The following is a 16,466-nucleotide window of genomic DNA, read 5'->3' as shown; positions in this document are numbered from 1 at the left end:
CGGTCAACTTGTGACTTTCACAGTAACGGCACCACTTTCGGATGTGCCATCAGGGTTGTCGACCTTGACGGCGAGGGAAACGGTTTCCGTTATAGACATCGGCCTCCAGTGAGATTCATATCGCCCCTTGTGATCGGTCTTGCTGTCGATAAATGGTGCTCCATTATTCGAGACCTGGATTTTTCTGTCAGGCATTGGCTCTCGCGAGTACTTATCCACGATCAGCGCAGTCATGGAGACGTAATTCTGCAAGGGAACCGGATTAGGCGAGGCGACAACGGATGCCACGAGCGCGGGACGCTCACTGACGCTGAACGACAACGCTTTCACATCCCAGCCAGCCAAGCCGCCTTTTACCGACGCCCACAACCCAGTCTCACCAGCAGAGCCCAGGAAAAAGCGCACCGTTGCCATGCCATCTTTATCCGTCAGTGTGGCCGGTAAATATTTGCTGTCGTACTCCCACATCACTTCGACATTGGCCAAAGGCTCGCCGGTATTGGCTGAAACCACCAAGGCCTGCGCTGTAATCTCTTGTCCTGGATATCCGGTCAAATCATCGCTGACCAGTTCTTTTACTTCCCGGGGTTCATGCAGGATAAAAGGCAACGAAATCGATTCCGAATACTGCGCATCCCCCACCGTCGCAGTCAGTTGCGCCGCTCCGGGAGTCTTGGGCACAAAGCGGATCCGCGCCTCACCGTAGAAGTTGGTGGTCGTCGTCACTTCGCCAAGATCCGCACTGCGCCAGACAACGACCATCCCCGCCATCGGCCTGCCACTGATGGCCGAAACAACGGTGATCTGTTCAGACACCACCTCGCCCCAAAGCAACGTCTGACTGACCCGCGAACGCTCGGCGATTTTCACCACTTGTGCGCCTTCGCCCAAAGACATTGCGTTGACGGGAGAAAGATTCGCCAGTCGTTCGCAGGCAAAGCACAGTCCGAAGCGGCCGTTCTTCAGGTCCCCGGCGGAATAGAGGTAGGTAAGTCCCTCCTCAGTGAAACGCTGGAATTCGCCGAGCATGGGTCCATCGAAGCGTATGCCCAATTCCTCTGGACCGGTTCCCGTCATCCCAAGGGCAAGACTGCAATCGAGCAACGCGCTGTTGGCCGCGGCTTTCACATCGATCCGATGCTGGCCCTTGCGGCGCGGGAAGTAGGTTTTCTCACCCCACAGTTGCGCCGGCTTGTTGTCGAAACTGACCCACAATTCGCTCCACGGATCCGTTAGCTGCGCTTTGACGGCTACCGTGCGAGCGTCTTCGAAGTTGTCAAAGTAGCTCTCTACCAGCGCCGTCACCGAATGCATATCGCCGGTGTCCGGACGGAAGCCGAAACCGCTCCAACCCTCGGCATCGGTCAACGTCGTCGCGCCATCCATGCCGTCCCACCATTTCACCGGAACCTGCCCCACCGCGCGGTCGGTAAAATGCGAGTACACCTGAACCCACAGCCAGGCGGGTGTCTGACCCACGACCGGATCCACGGCAGCTTCGCGCACGGCGTGGATCTTCACTTTGTTATGGCCCAACACCAGCGGTTTGGCCTGGGTGACATAACCCAGCTCAGGCAAGGCGAGGGTCAGCGCAAACTGGCCGGGCTGCTCGCTGGCGGAAAAGTCCAGCTCCCAGATCGCCCCCCCATCGCTCAATGTCTGTGAAGTATCCAACGAGGGGCGGACGCTGGCGTCGAGGTCATCCATCGAAGTACCCGACCAGCTCAGCGCGGCCTGCAATCCCACCAGTGGGCTTAACTCACCAGGCAACACATTGAAAAGGTGGGTGGCGCCCAGACACGGATAAAGCACATGATCATTCGGCGCCGCCCGGACCTGATCCAGCAGCAGGCTGACTTCCGTACTCAAATCGGCAGCTAACAGGCGCCCGGACAATTCTCGAACAATCGAGACACTTTCCAGACGCAGCTCCAGTTCAAACAGACTGCTGATGCTGTCTTCTGCCGCTGAACTCAATGTCCATTGCACCCCCGCGGCCGTCAGGGGTTTGCTGACTCCAGGTTCAGAGAACTGCAAGCCGATGTCAGGGGGATCATCGTCACGCCATTGCAGGCTGACACCTTTGCCAATCCACGAGCTGCCGGCGACAGGCGTGACGCTTAAGGTGTGCCGCAGACCTTTTTTACACACCAGACCGAGCGTATTGCGCTGGACTATTTCCCCATCCAGCCGGATTTCGACCTCGGTTTTCCAGGGGCTCGTAGCGATCGCACTGACCTCGAACTCCCGAGTGACCGGCACGGCTTCCGGGTGGGCCTTGACGTGGGCCATGACCTTCAAATCCCCGGCCCTCATCGGTGTGTAGAACACGTTCGCCCAACCACCGTAGCCCGTACAGGTCGTAATAACGTCTTCAGGCGTGTGCCATTCGACCAACGCGTTACGAACCGGATCACCGTCAGCGGATGCCGTTTCATGCAGCACTTGCACGCGTAACAACACGCTTTCCTGCTCGTCGACGACCGGGAATTTGTTGGCTTCGTGCACCTCACCGACCCTGACCCTATTGCGCGCCAGCGACATCGGTTTGCCCGGCGATGGCAGCAGCAATTTCGAGCAGACCAGCGACAGCAGAAATCGGCCGTCGAGCTCATCATCACAGGTCAGCGTCCAGAGCATGTCGGGCCGGGCAACCTGTACCGGATCCTCAAGTGGCGGGCTGACATCAACGCCCAGTTGTTCATGACTGTCGCCGCTCCAATGCAAAGACAGCTCTGTATCAAGCAATGGACTGTTATCCGGCAGACGCGCCAGCAGGTCATGGGTGCTGCCACGGTTCGGATAACCGTTTGTATCCCAGGCTGTTTCGACTTCATCGACGACGGCCCGCAGATCTTTCCATGGATCAGTGGCCAATACCCGCACGTTGAACTGTTCGGTGTAAACGCCGCTGGAGTAATAAGGGCTCCCGACCGATGCCTCGATAAGCGCTTCTACTGCCACTGTCGGCTGAAAATCAAAGTAGGCCCAACCGTACTCATCGGAAACAGAGACGGCGGTCACACGTTCTGCCGTCGACCAGTTGACCGTCACGCCAGCGACGCTCTGCTGGGTATAGAAAGACGCCACCTGCACGCCCAGACGCACGCTTTGCCGATATTCCAGTACCGGGTAATACGCAGCTTCGAGTCTCTCGCGAAACTTCAGGCGGTGGTGTCCCAGCGATACCTGGATCGGATAAGGCTCTGCGTTGTAGCGGTTGACCAGGTTCAGCGTGAATGAATAAGGATCTTCGTCACCGACCACCGGGCAATCGAGCGACCATTGCTCGGTCAGCAACTGTTCAACCTCCGGTCCCGGTTTGACGATGATCGCTTGTTGTGGATTATCAGTAAGCGTCAGTGCCGCCTCGGTATTCTCCCAGGCATTCTGCGGTTCAGGTTCGAAGGTCAAACTGTGTGGGGCGGCGTCCGTTGCCCCCAGACAAAAATACAACGTGCTGCCCTCGTCCAGGACCTGATCATCCAGTTTCATCGTTCGCAATTTCAGTGGATCCAGGTGCAACTGGAGGTCGAGGCGGGTAATGCGAACTTTCGAGTAATAGTCGTTATTGGCGTTTGGCGGACTCTTGATCTCTACACGCAGCGTATCGCCAGCGTCGAACGATGAATCCAGCGTTTGTTCGTATTCAATCGGGACAAAATCCAGAGGTTGCCCGACCGCCAGTCGCGCCGGATCCTGCTCAAGGTTGCGGCCAGTCCCGGGTTTCAGCTCTACCTTCAAGAGCTCTTCCGAGCCCTTGAAGAGGAATAGCCATCCCGACTGTTCGTGGATCGTCTCGCACAGGAAACTCAGGCGGTATCGCGCATCGCTGGAGGTTTTTCTGGGCACTTCAAACTCTTGGCTCACATAACTTTCATGAGAGAGGTGCAGAAGCAAAATTCGATCCCCGGCGTACCAGTCACCCGATACACCGATTGAAATACCGCTTTTTTTCCAGCCGTCTGTCCCTTCGCTGAAATCACCATTGAACAACAGATTCCGGTTGGCTTGAACGATCGGCTCACTCATGACGACTCCCCCCCTTTAACCTGAGTGTTACGCGCAGCACTCTCGATTTCGTCGACCAAGTCTTTGACTTTGCTGACAAAAGTCGGCTCGCCAACCTTGGCCGAGTAGCGGATACGCAGGATGACGTCGCTCATGGAATGCAGCATGCCTGCTTGCGGTTGTTTCAAATGCCAGGGGAAAGTCAGTTGCCATTTCGACACTGCGCCCGTTTTTTCAAAAGGATTGAGCAAGCCATCATCGGGTTTCATGGCCGTCAGACCGTTGTCGGCGATCCCTGCCGACAACACGATTTGCTGGCCACTGCGCAAATTGATCAACACGTCGCCAGGCGCCACGTTCCCTGGTTTATGCAAGTACTGCACTGACTGCGTGGTTGCCCGGGTCGCCGTCTTGCTTGAGATCTGCAGCAAGGTCGCCCGCACATCCTCATACGGTCCTGTCAGGACCGGCAAGTCGACTTCCACCGAGTCGATCTGCCGGCAGAAGTGGCCTGGGTGATCACGATCAAAGAGCAACTGGGTCAGGTGGAATTCCAGTGTGCCGGTGGTCTGCAGCTGCGTGAGCGCAGCCTCCCAGCTGTCGATACCTGGCTGCGGTTCAACCGTGTCGTTGAACAATTTGCGCAGGGAAACGGTTTTCAACAACTCCGGCCGACGCTCGTAGCGCTGCAGATATTCGCGCTCCATCCGCAGCAGATGCGCACGCAAGTGCTCGCCGGCCGTCAAACCATGGCGCTGTTCCAGAAAGACGTTCGGCAAAGGGATCTGCGCGTCGTAATCGCCGGTTTCGGCATTCAGAGAAGCCTGGGCACTGAGACACAGGCTGATCACGGCGTCATAGGCCTGATAGTGCAAAGCCTTGAACTGGCCAAGCATCCAGCCAAACAACTCGGCATTGCTCGCGCGTTTTTTCAGGAAGTTGTAAACCGTCAGGGCCTGAGCGTTGGCCCGCAGGGTTTGTGCAAGGTTTGAGCGAGCTGAAGCAACCGCATGGCGCTGCGCCTCGATCTGCGCATTGAGCGCGTCGACTTCGGCCAAGGCCTGATCACGTTGCAGCCCCCATTCGTTGCGGCGGCGACGGTAACCCTCGGTAGTGGCCTGATCGTCGGCGTCGATTTGCAACAGTGACGAGGCGATTTCCAGGCCGTAACACACCGCATCAATCGCATTTTCGGGTTTCATCCCGCCATTGGACATGCCATAGATTTTCGGCAACGCTGCGATAACCGCCCCGGTGGGTCTGAGTACTTTGGCGGTCAAGGCTTGAATCTTCGACTCCTTCAGGCTCGCCATGACCTGATATTCAACCGCCGAAACGTTCTCGTTGTAGCGCTGCGCGTAGGCATCCGCTCGCTGTTGCGCCACGACCCGACTCTGTTCGAGCGCCGTAACGCTGGCTTCCAATTGAGCAATGGATTGCTCCTGGACGGTCTGGGCGTACTCGCCCAGTTCCACCAGATGCGTTTGCTGCAATTCTTCCTGCTCGGCACGATCGCGTCGTTCGAGCATATTGAGCACCTGACTACCGAAATCCTGTAGCACCTGCACCGCACGCGAGGCAATTTCGTGAACCGGACGCCACCGGAATGCGCCGACCACAAGCCGCCCGCCCATCGGCCGTGGCCCACCGAGGCCACCCGAGGCCAGAAAACGCAGCAACTCGTTCGGATCGGACGGTGGACTGAACAACGGGATATCCAGCGGTTTGCCATCGAGAGTGAGGTTGTTACGCAAGTTATGCAGGCGTTGACCGGGTGCAGCAAACAAGTCCACCAGCGAGTGATCGATCGGAATCCTGAATGGCCCGGAAGCCAACAAACCGAGCCTTGGCGCACTATCGGAACCGGCCGGGATATCCGCCAGACTGAATTCGAGCGATTGTTCAAACGCCTCCAGCGCCGGACGGCTAATGCTTGCGTCTAAAAGTTCTTTCACCGTCGAGGTTTGCCAACGATTCACCGACCGGGCCAGCGGCGGCCTGCCCATCAGGAACTCGGCTTGCACGTAACACAACTTGGCCGCCACCAGGCTATCGCGGGTCAGTTGACGGTAATACCAGTCGCCCCAGGCCATCAGGTTTTTCACGTACTCGCGAAACATCAGAATCCTGAAGTGCTTGGGCGCCGCATAGCCGATGGCATCCGGATCGGCAGGGGCCAGCGCCTCACAGCCTGAATTGCCAGCGTCGAGAGCTAACGGCCGGCAGCGCCAGTACGCCTCTTTGGGAACGGGGCTGTCCGGTTCCGCGATGGCTTGCGGGTCGAACACGTAGTGCAAACATTTCTGCGCTTCGGCAAAACGCCCTTCAACGTGCAGACGCGTGTACAACAGGTGCGCTACATGAAAAAACAACTCCCAGAAAAACAGGCCGTTGGCGCCATCGAAGGCTCCGTTGGGCTCGTTGAACTCAATACCCGTCGGCGGTGGTTCCGGAAGAAACTGCGTATCCCAGTGCAGTACGGCTTCAACGGAAATACTGGCACGCAGCACCAGTTCAGGGCCGAACTGTGAGTTCAGCCGGCTGTATTTGAGGTAGGGATCCGGCAACTCGTAGGCAATGAACTGCGCTGCATCGCGGGTGTTTTTCACCAGCTTTGGCGGGGTGAAGTCCGCCAGATTGACGATCTTGAGTTTGAACTCCTTGCCGCCATACTTCGTCTCTGTAGCTTTTAGAGTGATGGTGGTGTCTGCGGGCCATGAACCTTTGTCACGTTTGAACTCCAGCGATGCAGTGGCCCAGTCTCCGGCTTGCGAAAACTGCGCTTTTAAAGGCGCAGGGTCTGTACCGGTGCGGCCCACCAGCGTCAACTCGAACTCTGGCGTAACGTCGCCGGACAACCCGGTAGGCCTGCAAAACCCGTTGACGGTCAGCACATCCTGGTCGTTTATACGCTGGGCCGCCGCCCGGAGGCCGAGATAACGGGACATGGAGCCGGGCGTTTGATCCTCCGAGGTCATCGTCACTTGGCTGCCGAAGGAATGCTGCACTGTTTCGGGCGTGGCAAACCGGGTTTTCGCGACATCCAGCCAACCGCCCGCGTCAGTGGTGTCGGGCCGCATCAGTACGTCATAAATCCGGTGTATCACCGGTTTTTCCGGAGTCGAGTCTTTGTCCACCAGCGGAATCAATACCCCCAGTTTGCCCTTGGGTGAATCGATATCGGTCCACACCGAGACAATCAACTGCAACGCCTTGTCATCCCCCTCCTCTGCTTGTGCACTGTACAAACTCAGCGGTGCCGACCACTGACCGTTCTGCTTCATGAACGCCAGGTTGACGCTCAGTTTTTCGGGGATGAATTCCGCTTCCGTTTTACCTTCAACCCTGTCACTCCACTCGGCCCAGACCAGGCACAACCGGCCGTTCCAGAAGACCGGGCGAATATCCAGCACCCGATACGCTGGCTGAATCTCCACCGCCTGCCATTCACCCCAGGCAGCCGGATTGACAGCGACGCAGCTCGGCGTGAGTTCAATCTCGGCCTTGCGCCAGAAGTACTGGTAGGGCGGCACCCGCTGCCGGCCAACAAAGTAGTAATCGGCGCGGTCAGGTGTGACGCCGTCCATGTAGCAACTGATGACATCCAGGTCACAGACCTGCTCGAACGCTTGCAGATAGTTCTGCAAGGCCACCTGTACTGAATCAGTCGTCAAACGGGTCTGATTAAGATCGTTTTCGAGGATCCTGAACAGACTGCTCTTCCGTTGGCGGACAGACGGGATAATGACGTTTTCCGGGTAGAGCTGGATCAACTGCACCGCCGCCCAGTCGGGATAGTTGTTGCACAGTTCCCACTCGGCCAGATGGCTGGCGGGAAACTGGTGGGTGGTATATCCGGGTTCAAGTTTGCGGTACACCGCATGAATGTACTGCTGCGCGCAACTGGTCGCTTCGGCCACCCAGGAGCTTTGCACGGCGAAGGTGTCCAACGGGTCCATGCGCAGCAGTTCGAACAGGTCTGCCGGCGTTTCCACAAAGGGATACTTCACCCGGCTGGCATGGCCGATGCAGTATTCAAGCAAAGCGGAACGCCGTTTTTCCTGCAGATCGCCAATGTAATTCAATGCCATGATCCTTGCTCCTTGATCAAATTCCGGGGTGCGTGCTGCACGGGGCTTTGTCACGTCGGTGATCAACTACCCTCGAACGTAATGGCATCGAAGTGACCCTTCTGTTCACTTGCATGGCAGAGCACGCTTAACCTGAATGTGCCGCCCGTAGCGCTGGAAACGTACACGCGCGTGAGCCCTTCCTGATTCGTCCTCCCGTGCCGTCCCCGGAAGTCCACCCTGGTTGTTTCTCCCTGACCACTTTCGACGAACCAGTCCACTAGCTCGCCTACACCCAGGTTGCCAAACTTATCCATCAACGTTGCGTAGAGTTCGACTTCCTGGCCGCTTGGCACAGGCCCCGATGGCACCGGCGACTTCAGCATCGTTACGAAGTCCAGGGTGTCTTCGTCGGGAATGAGTTCGATGGTCGGGGCGTTCTCGGGCTCAAACAGGTCCAGCCAGAAAACGGGCGTGTCCTCGCCCATTTTGTCGCCGGGGGTATATGTGGCCATGAATTGCCCGTTGTGATCGGTATCGCCTGTTTCTTCGATGTCGCCCAGGCTGGCGCGAAAATGCACGCCGATACCGCTCAAAGGCTCTCCTGCGGGGTCTCTGAGCGTTACCGTGTAAGTAGCGGTTTCGGTCGAGCGAGGTACCACCTGGGTGGGTTGCACAACGCAGGTCATGGTCACCAGTTGCCGCAGATCCCCCGGCACTTGAGCGAGCGGCGTACGCGCCTCGGACTGACTCAGCAAGGCCAGTTCAGCAGCCTCGGCGTAGGCGTCCTTGTCCACCGCTTCAGGCAAATGGCCCATCAGGAAGATCGTCAGCGCATCCATTCCCGTTTTCCTGGACATCTCAAGGACGCGAACAAGCACAGCCAGCTGGCTAAGGTTTCGCAGTATCGGCCGAGCCGGATCCAGGCGATTGACGCACTCACGCACCTCCTGCACGCTCCAGTCGAAAAACTCGGCCAGACGCAGGGTAGAAGCCTGGTGCGCCAGTTGCCGCGCCTCCACACCAAGAGCTTCTTTCAGTGCGTTGACTTCGCGCAGGTAGTCGAGCAACTGTTGCGCTGGCTGTGTGCTCAAGCCAAATGCCCGGGTCAGCGTGGTCAGGTGATAAAGCGTGGTGACCGTGAGGGCATACTTGTCGGTCTGCCCCATCCAGGCCCGATAACCGTAATCCAGATAATCCTGGAGCAGGGTGGCACTCAGCCCCAGCGTTGAAAACACCTCACTGCGCCGCCGAACCTCGGCCAACAGCGTAAGCAACAGATCGGCATCCGGATTGCGCCTGGATGGTTCGGTATTCGAATCGATGCGAGATTTCACCTGGCGCAAAAACTGGTAAACCGTTTTGTCGGCCCAGTTCAGTACCGGTATTGCCTGATCCGGTTCAATACCGGCATAGACCGCCAGCGTTTCCTTCACCAGGGATGCCTGAGCGTCCCTGGCCTCGAGCAGAACGTTGAGCAGGGTGTTGGCCAAATTCGTGCGCACCCCGGGTTCCAGGGTACCCAGGGCCTGATCGACTGCCCATTCGACCCTTCTCTGCATCTCGATCAAATACTGCTCCGGCGTGCCGATGGGCGCCAGCAACAACCCATCGGCATCGACAACAGGCGCCGGTCCGTCCTCAGTTGCTACCAGGTAATCCAGCCAGCTGGCCGCACCGGCGGGCGGTAAACCAGCCATCAACACCGCCGCGTTGGAGAACAGCACCGTAGGCAACAGATTACGTATCTGATCAAACAGCTGCTGGTCCTGTTCGGAGGCTTCACGAGCGGGTTGCGATGTTGCCGCGTGTTGCAACATCCACAGCACAGGCAAGTTGTTTTGCTCGCACCACTGCACGCACGATTGCAGGGCGTCAATGATGTTCAGAACGTCCGGCGTCTCGCTGACGGTCGAACCAATCTTTGGAGTGCCCGCCAACTCATTGAGCCAGGTCTCCCCCCCCATCAGTAGCAGCATCAGCACGCCTTCAACGGGGGTCATGCTCAGCAATCGGGACAACCGCACCAGTCGATAGAAACTGGAAATGATCGGCAGGCTGCGCTTGAACGTGTTGTCGCTGATGCCGTGGGCCTTGGCCACTTGCAACGCCAGATACTGGTAAGTCTGTGTGTCGATCCCCAGGCCACTGCACAACTGGCTGATGGTCAGGTGGACTTCGCCCGGTGCGGGCGTTACCGGAAACTCGCTGTCATCCAGTACCAAAGGCTCCCGGTAGCGGCCTTGACTGTTGAACACCTGATCGAATTGCGATAACGCTTCGCCGCGCCCGTAAATGGCCAACTGATCGATGAATACCGCAAAATCTGCCGCTGTGCAGTTGTAGCGTTCGCGCAAGGTCTGGAACAGCCCAATAGCATGCACGACGTTGTCCGTGATCCACCACTTCGTTTCATCCGCACCGCCGCGCACTTCAGCCCTGATCGCAGCAGCCAGCAAGGCGTCCACCTGGTCACTGGGCAGTTCCAGCCAGTTGCACAGGCGTATCATGCGGTTCATCCGGTCGAAGGCGGCAAGCCCTTCATCATCGTCGTGAACAACAGACAATCGATGCAGAGACGCAGGGCTTTCATCCGCAACGTTGATATTCACGCCGGGATGGGCATTGGCATTGATGTAGACCGACCCGGAAAGCCCGCTTTCTGGCAGCGGCGGGACGGGATCTTCGGCGCTCCTCACAGGGAGAGAAGGTGACGATGGAGGATCTTCGGGGTCAAAATTGGCCGATAGTACCGGGGCGAAATCACGAATGGACAGCAAACGTTCAATCGCCAGCGTGTCGAGCTTGGTGTGTTCGCCGAAGTACGGAACCTGATTCAGGTTCTGCGGCCCCGCATCATGCTCTATGTCTGAGCCGTAGTTGTCCCGATAAAATGCGTTACGGTCTGCAAGCGGTACGGGAGGCTCCGTTAATACGTTCCGCTGATAGGGTCCGAATCGCGAGGAATGCGCCAGCGCACGTTCGGCGAAACCAATCCAGGTGCCGGACTGCAAAAAGTAGGGGTAGTCCAAATGGACCGTGTGGGCAAAATCACCCACTGACAGATTGTTGAGTTGCGCAACACCGTCAAGGGTGACCCAGTGTTGGTAGTACGGCAGGCCATTGGGATAACGCGCTTCAATCATCGCATCTTCGATTGTCTCGGCCGGCGAGTCTTCTAATGGATGCTCCTTAATGAAGCGCTCCAATACCGAGACGATGATGTCCACCGAAGACACTGGTCGGAACACTGCATTGAAATCCACAGACAGATCCATCAGATCAGCACGCCGCTCTTCGAGGGGGAAGCCCGGTGGATCAAGCTTTACGGCCTCGATCCGGTCGCGGATCCAGAGCAACAGAAAGATCAGGTAGGCCACCGGGGATGCCATGGACTCCAGAGACTCCGGCAGAGCCAGCTTTTCGAACTCGGTCTTGAAAAGCAGCTCATATCGTGGCCCGGTCACCCACGATAGCAATCCGTCCGCCGGCTCAGGCACACCATCGCCACCGCTCAGTTGCTGCTCAATGAACTGACGGCTCAGGTAAGTGGCCATGCTGTTGGCGCGGCGTAAGAACCGTCGGGCGTCCTCCCGGTTCATCTGATACTGGCTGGCCAAGTGCTCCACGCCCTTCTCCACCAGCGGGAAAATCGAGCCACCGTTTTTCAGGTAGGCGTGGAGCGGTTGCAGAACAGTGTCCTTAGCGTTTTCCTCTTCTGGAAACAACTGCGTGTACAGTTGCAGACCGGGACGGCGCGAATCAGCCATGATCGGATTCCTTGGGTCGAGAGCTGGCCTGAACTGCCCGACGTGTTCGTCAGGCTGCACATGTGTTCAGGTCAATTTGGCGCTGGAAAGCCAGAAGCGTCTACTGTCAGAAATGACAGGTTTAATGACCATCCGTCGGCTTTTCGCGACTCCGTGGTCCGGAAGGAACCTGCACAACTTCAAAGCGTGCGCTCTCGGCCCAATCGGACACCCTTGTTCCCGGCGTGAGGGTCTGCCGGAAACGGCACCATCTGCCGCCCGCTGATAACGACACAGCCGAATCACCGCGCCATGCGTTGCCGGAGACGGTAAGCAGCGGCGTCCATTTCTGCTCCGGGTTGAACCAGCTCACGACCTGCCCGACACCCCCCTCGCCCGTACCGGCAAAAGCCACCGGATCTTGCACCCAGCGTCCCGCTGCCGGTTCAGCGATGATGGGCAGATACAGCCCCGCCATGACCTTGCGCGAGGCAGCGCCTGACTCGAAACCATCAAGCACTGATGTCACTTGCAGAACCATGTCGCCGTCGGTCTGAGCTTCCACGTTGATCGACCAGGTTCGGTCCTCCAGAACGACAGCACTGGGCGTGGCGCTCCCCAGCGTCACCGTGACGGTATCGCCGGGCACACCGAAACCTGACACCACCACTTGCCGGCCGACCTGTTCGCCTTCGACCGGGGTTTCGACAAAAGGCGCTGCCGGGACCACGTCATAGGTCAAGTCTTCTGTGAAGGCAGATTCATGTGTCTTGTTGTTTTCCGTGAACAATTGTCGGGCCTGGATAATGTAATTGCCGACCGGCAGCGTCACTTCCCGTTGCCAGTTACCGCTCGCCGGCACCGTAATATCGCTCAACCACGGTGAGTCAGCGCCCTTGAACCAGATCTCGACTTGCGCTGAAGGGAAGCCCTCGCCCCTGAGCGTCGCAGTGCGCGTCAGTTTTTCGCCCGGCTGCGGCGTGGTGATCTGCGGTGGCGGCACCATCACGTTGAAAGTTCGATGGTCGCTTCTTTCGGACGGACGCCCGTTGCTCTCCTGTTTCGCGAAGATCGTCAACTCACCGAACTTCAAACCAGTGAGCGGGATTGCCCATGCGCCGTCCTCGACAAGCTGAGCTTCTGCTAATTCGTTTCCAAACTGAGACTCGTGCAGTTTCATCGTGGCGCCGCTCACACCTTCGATGCCCTGGATCACCACGTCCGGCTCCACGGCAGCGCTTTCGACCGGATACGTAATGACCGGTTTGAGCATGGCCGGTTGAAGCGTGAAGTCTCTGGATTGCGCCTCCGAGTTTTGCCCGGCTGCCGTTTGGGTAACGAAGATGGTTTGCGGGACATCCGCGGGAAACGGCGCTGGTCGCTGGAATGTCCATGTACCGTTGTCGACGATTCCGGCATAGACGCTGCTGTCACCGCTGAAGGTAATGCTCACCGTGGCGCCTTCCAGGCAGGTGCCGCGGAACGTCGGTGTCAGGTCTTCCCGGGGTGGCTCGTCCACTGTGGGTGGCAGGGGTGGTATCAAGACCTTCAACACTACACGGTTGAGTGAACAATGCTCCTCGATACACTGCTGGATATGGACTTCCCGATCCTTCACCGGCCCCCAGTATTCATTGGCTGTGCTCGACCAGGTCCCACCGCTCACGACGGCATCAGGGGCTGCCTTGAGGTCGCCGCCAGGATGGTAAAAACTCACGGTGGCGCCGTTATAACCCTTGCCGCTGAAGACCGGCCGGTAGGCCTTGGTGTGGGTCACCTCGGTGACATCCGGCACGGTGTTGCGGATTTCCAACTCAAAAGGCTGCGACTCGATCCAGCCACCGGCGTTGTCGACGATCTTCTGCACGACCTCGACTGAAAAAGTCCCCAAAGTCCAGCCTGTCGAGGTTGTTGTCCAGGTACCATCGGCTCGCACAATGGCATTGGGCGGCGTGTTCGGTGGCAGGTTGCCCGGGTAGCTCTTGATGGTGAACTGAATCTGCGTTTCGAGGTACTGGTCGTAATGGCCACTACTGAAAAACGTCATGGTTTCCTGATTGTGGGTGTACTCGACCGTCGGTTTGCCTGGGCGCACCCGTATGCCGAAGGGTTCATTCGTGATTGAGGTAATCCCCTTGACTGTCTGCGTGCCAAAAATCGAATGAGGGCCGGGCGTAAGGGTGCATTCTCGGCGCCATTCACCAGTGTCGGGATGTGGCCAGCCCACAGCCACGGCATCGTCCCCCATTTGCTCCGAATACACGTCGACCCTGTTCTGATAGAAACCGGTGGCACCGGTCCCCTCGAACATCGATTTCATTTCCACGATTGGCGGCGACGCGGGATTGGGCTTGGGTGCTGTAAACACGGGAGGGCCAATAACATAAATCTCTTGAGGGTCGCTCCACTCGGAGTAGCCGCCACCCAGATTCTGCCTGGCAATAATGGTGTAACGTGCCCCTCGCGCGAAAGTATGGCTACTGGTTGCGAGCCATTCGCCGTCGGAATCAACCGGATCGGATAAGGCCACAGGCATGAGGGGTTTTACTAAGTAAACACTGATGCGGGCTCCCGGCAGCGCCCCGTTGCCCTTGAACACGGGTAGAACACTCTCGACGGGCAGATTGATATCCGGGGACGTAATTTTGATTTTGCCTAAAACGGTGAACGTCTTGGTCTGGGTATATCGCCCCACCGTTCCGTCGACGTCTTCACGGATTTGTAGCTCGCGCACACCTTGGGGAAGACCCGTCGATAGTGTGACAGTCCAACGCCTATCAGATTGAGTGGTGTGCGTGGTGCTCATTACGGCTTTGTCGGCAGGACGCACAAGCCTTATTACACTGCCTGGACTTGCAGTGCCTGATACCCTGACGCCAACCACATTAGCGGCATCAAACGCGGCAGGCTTCCTCACTTCAACATGCTGGGAAGTCCACGGAGCCCACTCGTCACCTCGCCTCCAGACACCATCAAATTTGGCCTTCCCTTCTTCAAGTCCATTGACCTGAATAGTGTTCCAATGAACTGCCTGGAACCAATCTCCATCAAGAATCTTCCTGCTCGAGTTTGCAGAATGAAAGTCCATCCACACCTGATTATGTTCTCCGACATACGATGGGATACTGAATGTTAGCGGCGTATCGGGGCTAACAAGAATCGTGCTGTTCTCGTGGAGAAATTGGAGAGGCTGCCAAGCCCGAACATCCGAGTTCCCGTCATCCTCGTTCAGAGCATGCTCAGCCTGCTGTGGATTAAAAGTATTCTCTGACATGATCGCGCGCCTTTCGCCGGGGCCTTCGGCCGATAAGTCTTGTTTTTACAGAACACACGGATACCTGGACACCTGTAAAATCTGACAGTCCCGACGAACGGTAAACCCTTCTGCAGAGCAGACTGAAAGCGTGCTGCAACAGCAGACATATCGCTGGTTATTGGCAAAGCACGCTGGATAGGGAGTGGACGAATGCCACTCTCTGACATGGATGCAGGCGCATCCGTAACGACGCTTTCACATGCAGGCCCGCCCTCACAGGATTTGCGCAAAGCACAAATCGAAGGTGAAGCGAACCTGCTCGCGAAGCTTTTAGCGGGTTTGAATCAGGCAGAAGCCGGCAACGGCTGAAAACTGAAATAACGCTGCAACGCCTGCACCAGTTGGGCAAACTCCGGCGGTGCGCGTTGCAGGACGAAGCCGGCGTCGTAGTGCAGCGGCGTGGCGTCTTCATGGCACCACACGCAGCACGCGGTGAAGTCGATCACCTGTTGGCAGCCATCGCTGGCGGGGATTTTCAGGCGTAACTGAAAGTCCACGCCGACCATCATGGGCAATTGGCTGATCAGCATCAGCCCGTCTTCGGAGAGGTTGCCGAGAAAACCGATGGGCTTGTCGGTGACGCTGTTGAACACTCTGAGGAAATACGGCAATTGATGCCGTTCGATCCGTTGGGTAAACATGCGCAGTTCGCCATGCAAGGCTCCGTCACAGAGCCGCACCTTTGCTTCGGAACGTGCCTGTGTCGCAGGCCCGCTCTCCCCGCTTCCGGTGTAACGGTCGCTACGTCGCCGTCACCTTACAACTGCCAGTCGCAGGTGTTGCTCCGGATTCAGAATGCGGTGCTGAATCCGGGTTATTCGACTATAGCTCAGCTTGTACACACGGCCAGATTTTGTATGACAACTGTCATCAGAAACGGGTCGGGCGCACCACGGCAGCGGCGCTGCGCGTCGGGTAATGGCCCAGACTCTGCAAGGTTTCCAGGCGGGCGCGGGCGCGGTAGGCGTATTCGCTATTGGGGTACGAGGCGATGATGAACTGGTAGGTCTGCGCCGCATCGACAAACATTTTCTGCCGTTCCAGGCACTGGCCGCGCATCATCGACACTTCCGGCCACACGTACGGGCGGGCACGGCTGGCGCGTTCGACCTTGGACAGTTCGAGCATGACCTGCTCGCAGTTGCCGCGATCATAGGCGCTGTAGGCGTTATTCAAATGATGGTTCATCGACCAACGGGTGCAGCCCGTCACGGCGAGGACGCTGAGGGCAAGGGCGGCAATGGGCAACAATCGCATGGGGGTTCTCCTGTCTTGTGCTCTGTATCGACCCCTGCCGGGAAATCTTCAGAAGTGTTTAAG

7 protein-coding genes are annotated in these 16,466 nt (G+C 57.7%); 1 reads left to right on the top strand and 6 read right to left on the bottom strand.

Annotated elements, in window-relative coordinates; genetic code table 11:
* Positions 1-3: 3 nt before the first annotated feature.
* The 4 genes from QZR14_RS17315 to QZR14_RS17300 form a co-directional block, all read right to left on the bottom strand.
* Complete coding sequence (locus QZR14_RS17315; protein ID WP_311997221.1) at positions 4-4,032, bottom strand: hypothetical protein; 4,029 nt, start codon at positions 4,030-4,032, stop codon at positions 4-6.
* Positions 4,029-8,102 carry a neuraminidase-like domain-containing protein gene (locus QZR14_RS17310; RefSeq protein ID WP_311997220.1) on the bottom strand — a complete coding sequence of 1,358 codons (4,074 nt, stop codon included), beginning with the start codon at positions 8,100-8,102 and terminating at the stop codon, positions 4,029-4,031. The genes QZR14_RS17315 and QZR14_RS17310 overlap by 4 nt, the downstream gene beginning before the upstream one ends.
* A gap of 62 nt (positions 8,103-8,164) precedes the next feature.
* Positions 8,165-11,851 carry a Tc toxin subunit A gene (locus QZR14_RS17305; protein WP_311997219.1) on the bottom strand — a complete coding sequence of 1,229 codons (3,687 nt, stop codon included), beginning with the start codon at positions 11,849-11,851 and terminating at the stop codon, positions 8,165-8,167.
* A gap of 121 nt (positions 11,852-11,972) precedes the next feature.
* Positions 11,973-15,104, bottom strand: a complete 3,132-nt coding sequence (locus QZR14_RS17300; protein ID WP_311997218.1) for a hypothetical protein — start codon at positions 15,102-15,104, stop codon at positions 11,973-11,975.
* Between the two features lie 192 nt (positions 15,105-15,296).
* On the opposite strand from QZR14_RS17300, the gene QZR14_RS17295 reads away from it, so the two are divergent.
* Positions 15,297-15,455 carry a hypothetical protein gene (locus QZR14_RS17295; protein ID WP_250608129.1) on the top strand — a complete coding sequence of 53 codons (159 nt, stop codon included), beginning with the start codon at positions 15,297-15,299 and terminating at the stop codon, positions 15,453-15,455.
* On the opposite strand, the gene QZR14_RS17290 is transcribed toward QZR14_RS17295, so the two are convergent.
* On the bottom strand, positions 15,431-15,787 hold the full coding sequence (locus QZR14_RS17290; protein ID WP_250608131.1) for a PilZ domain-containing protein: 357 nt from the start codon (positions 15,785-15,787) through the stop codon (positions 15,431-15,433). The two genes, QZR14_RS17295 and QZR14_RS17290, sit on opposite strands and share 25 nt — an antisense overlap.
* A gap of 229 nt (positions 15,788-16,016) precedes the next feature.
* On the bottom strand, positions 16,017-16,403 hold the full coding sequence (locus tag QZR14_RS17285) for a tetratricopeptide repeat protein (protein ID WP_042560673.1): 387 nt from the start codon (positions 16,401-16,403) through the stop codon (positions 16,017-16,019).
* Between the last annotated feature and the right edge of the window lie 63 nt (positions 16,404-16,466).

Origin of the sequence: Pseudomonas sp. rhizo66, from assembly GCF_031931925.1 — a bacterium.
GTDB lineage: Bacteria > Pseudomonadota > Gammaproteobacteria > Pseudomonadales > Pseudomonadaceae > Aquipseudomonas.
This window is presented reverse-complemented; position numbering and strand designations above follow the sequence as displayed.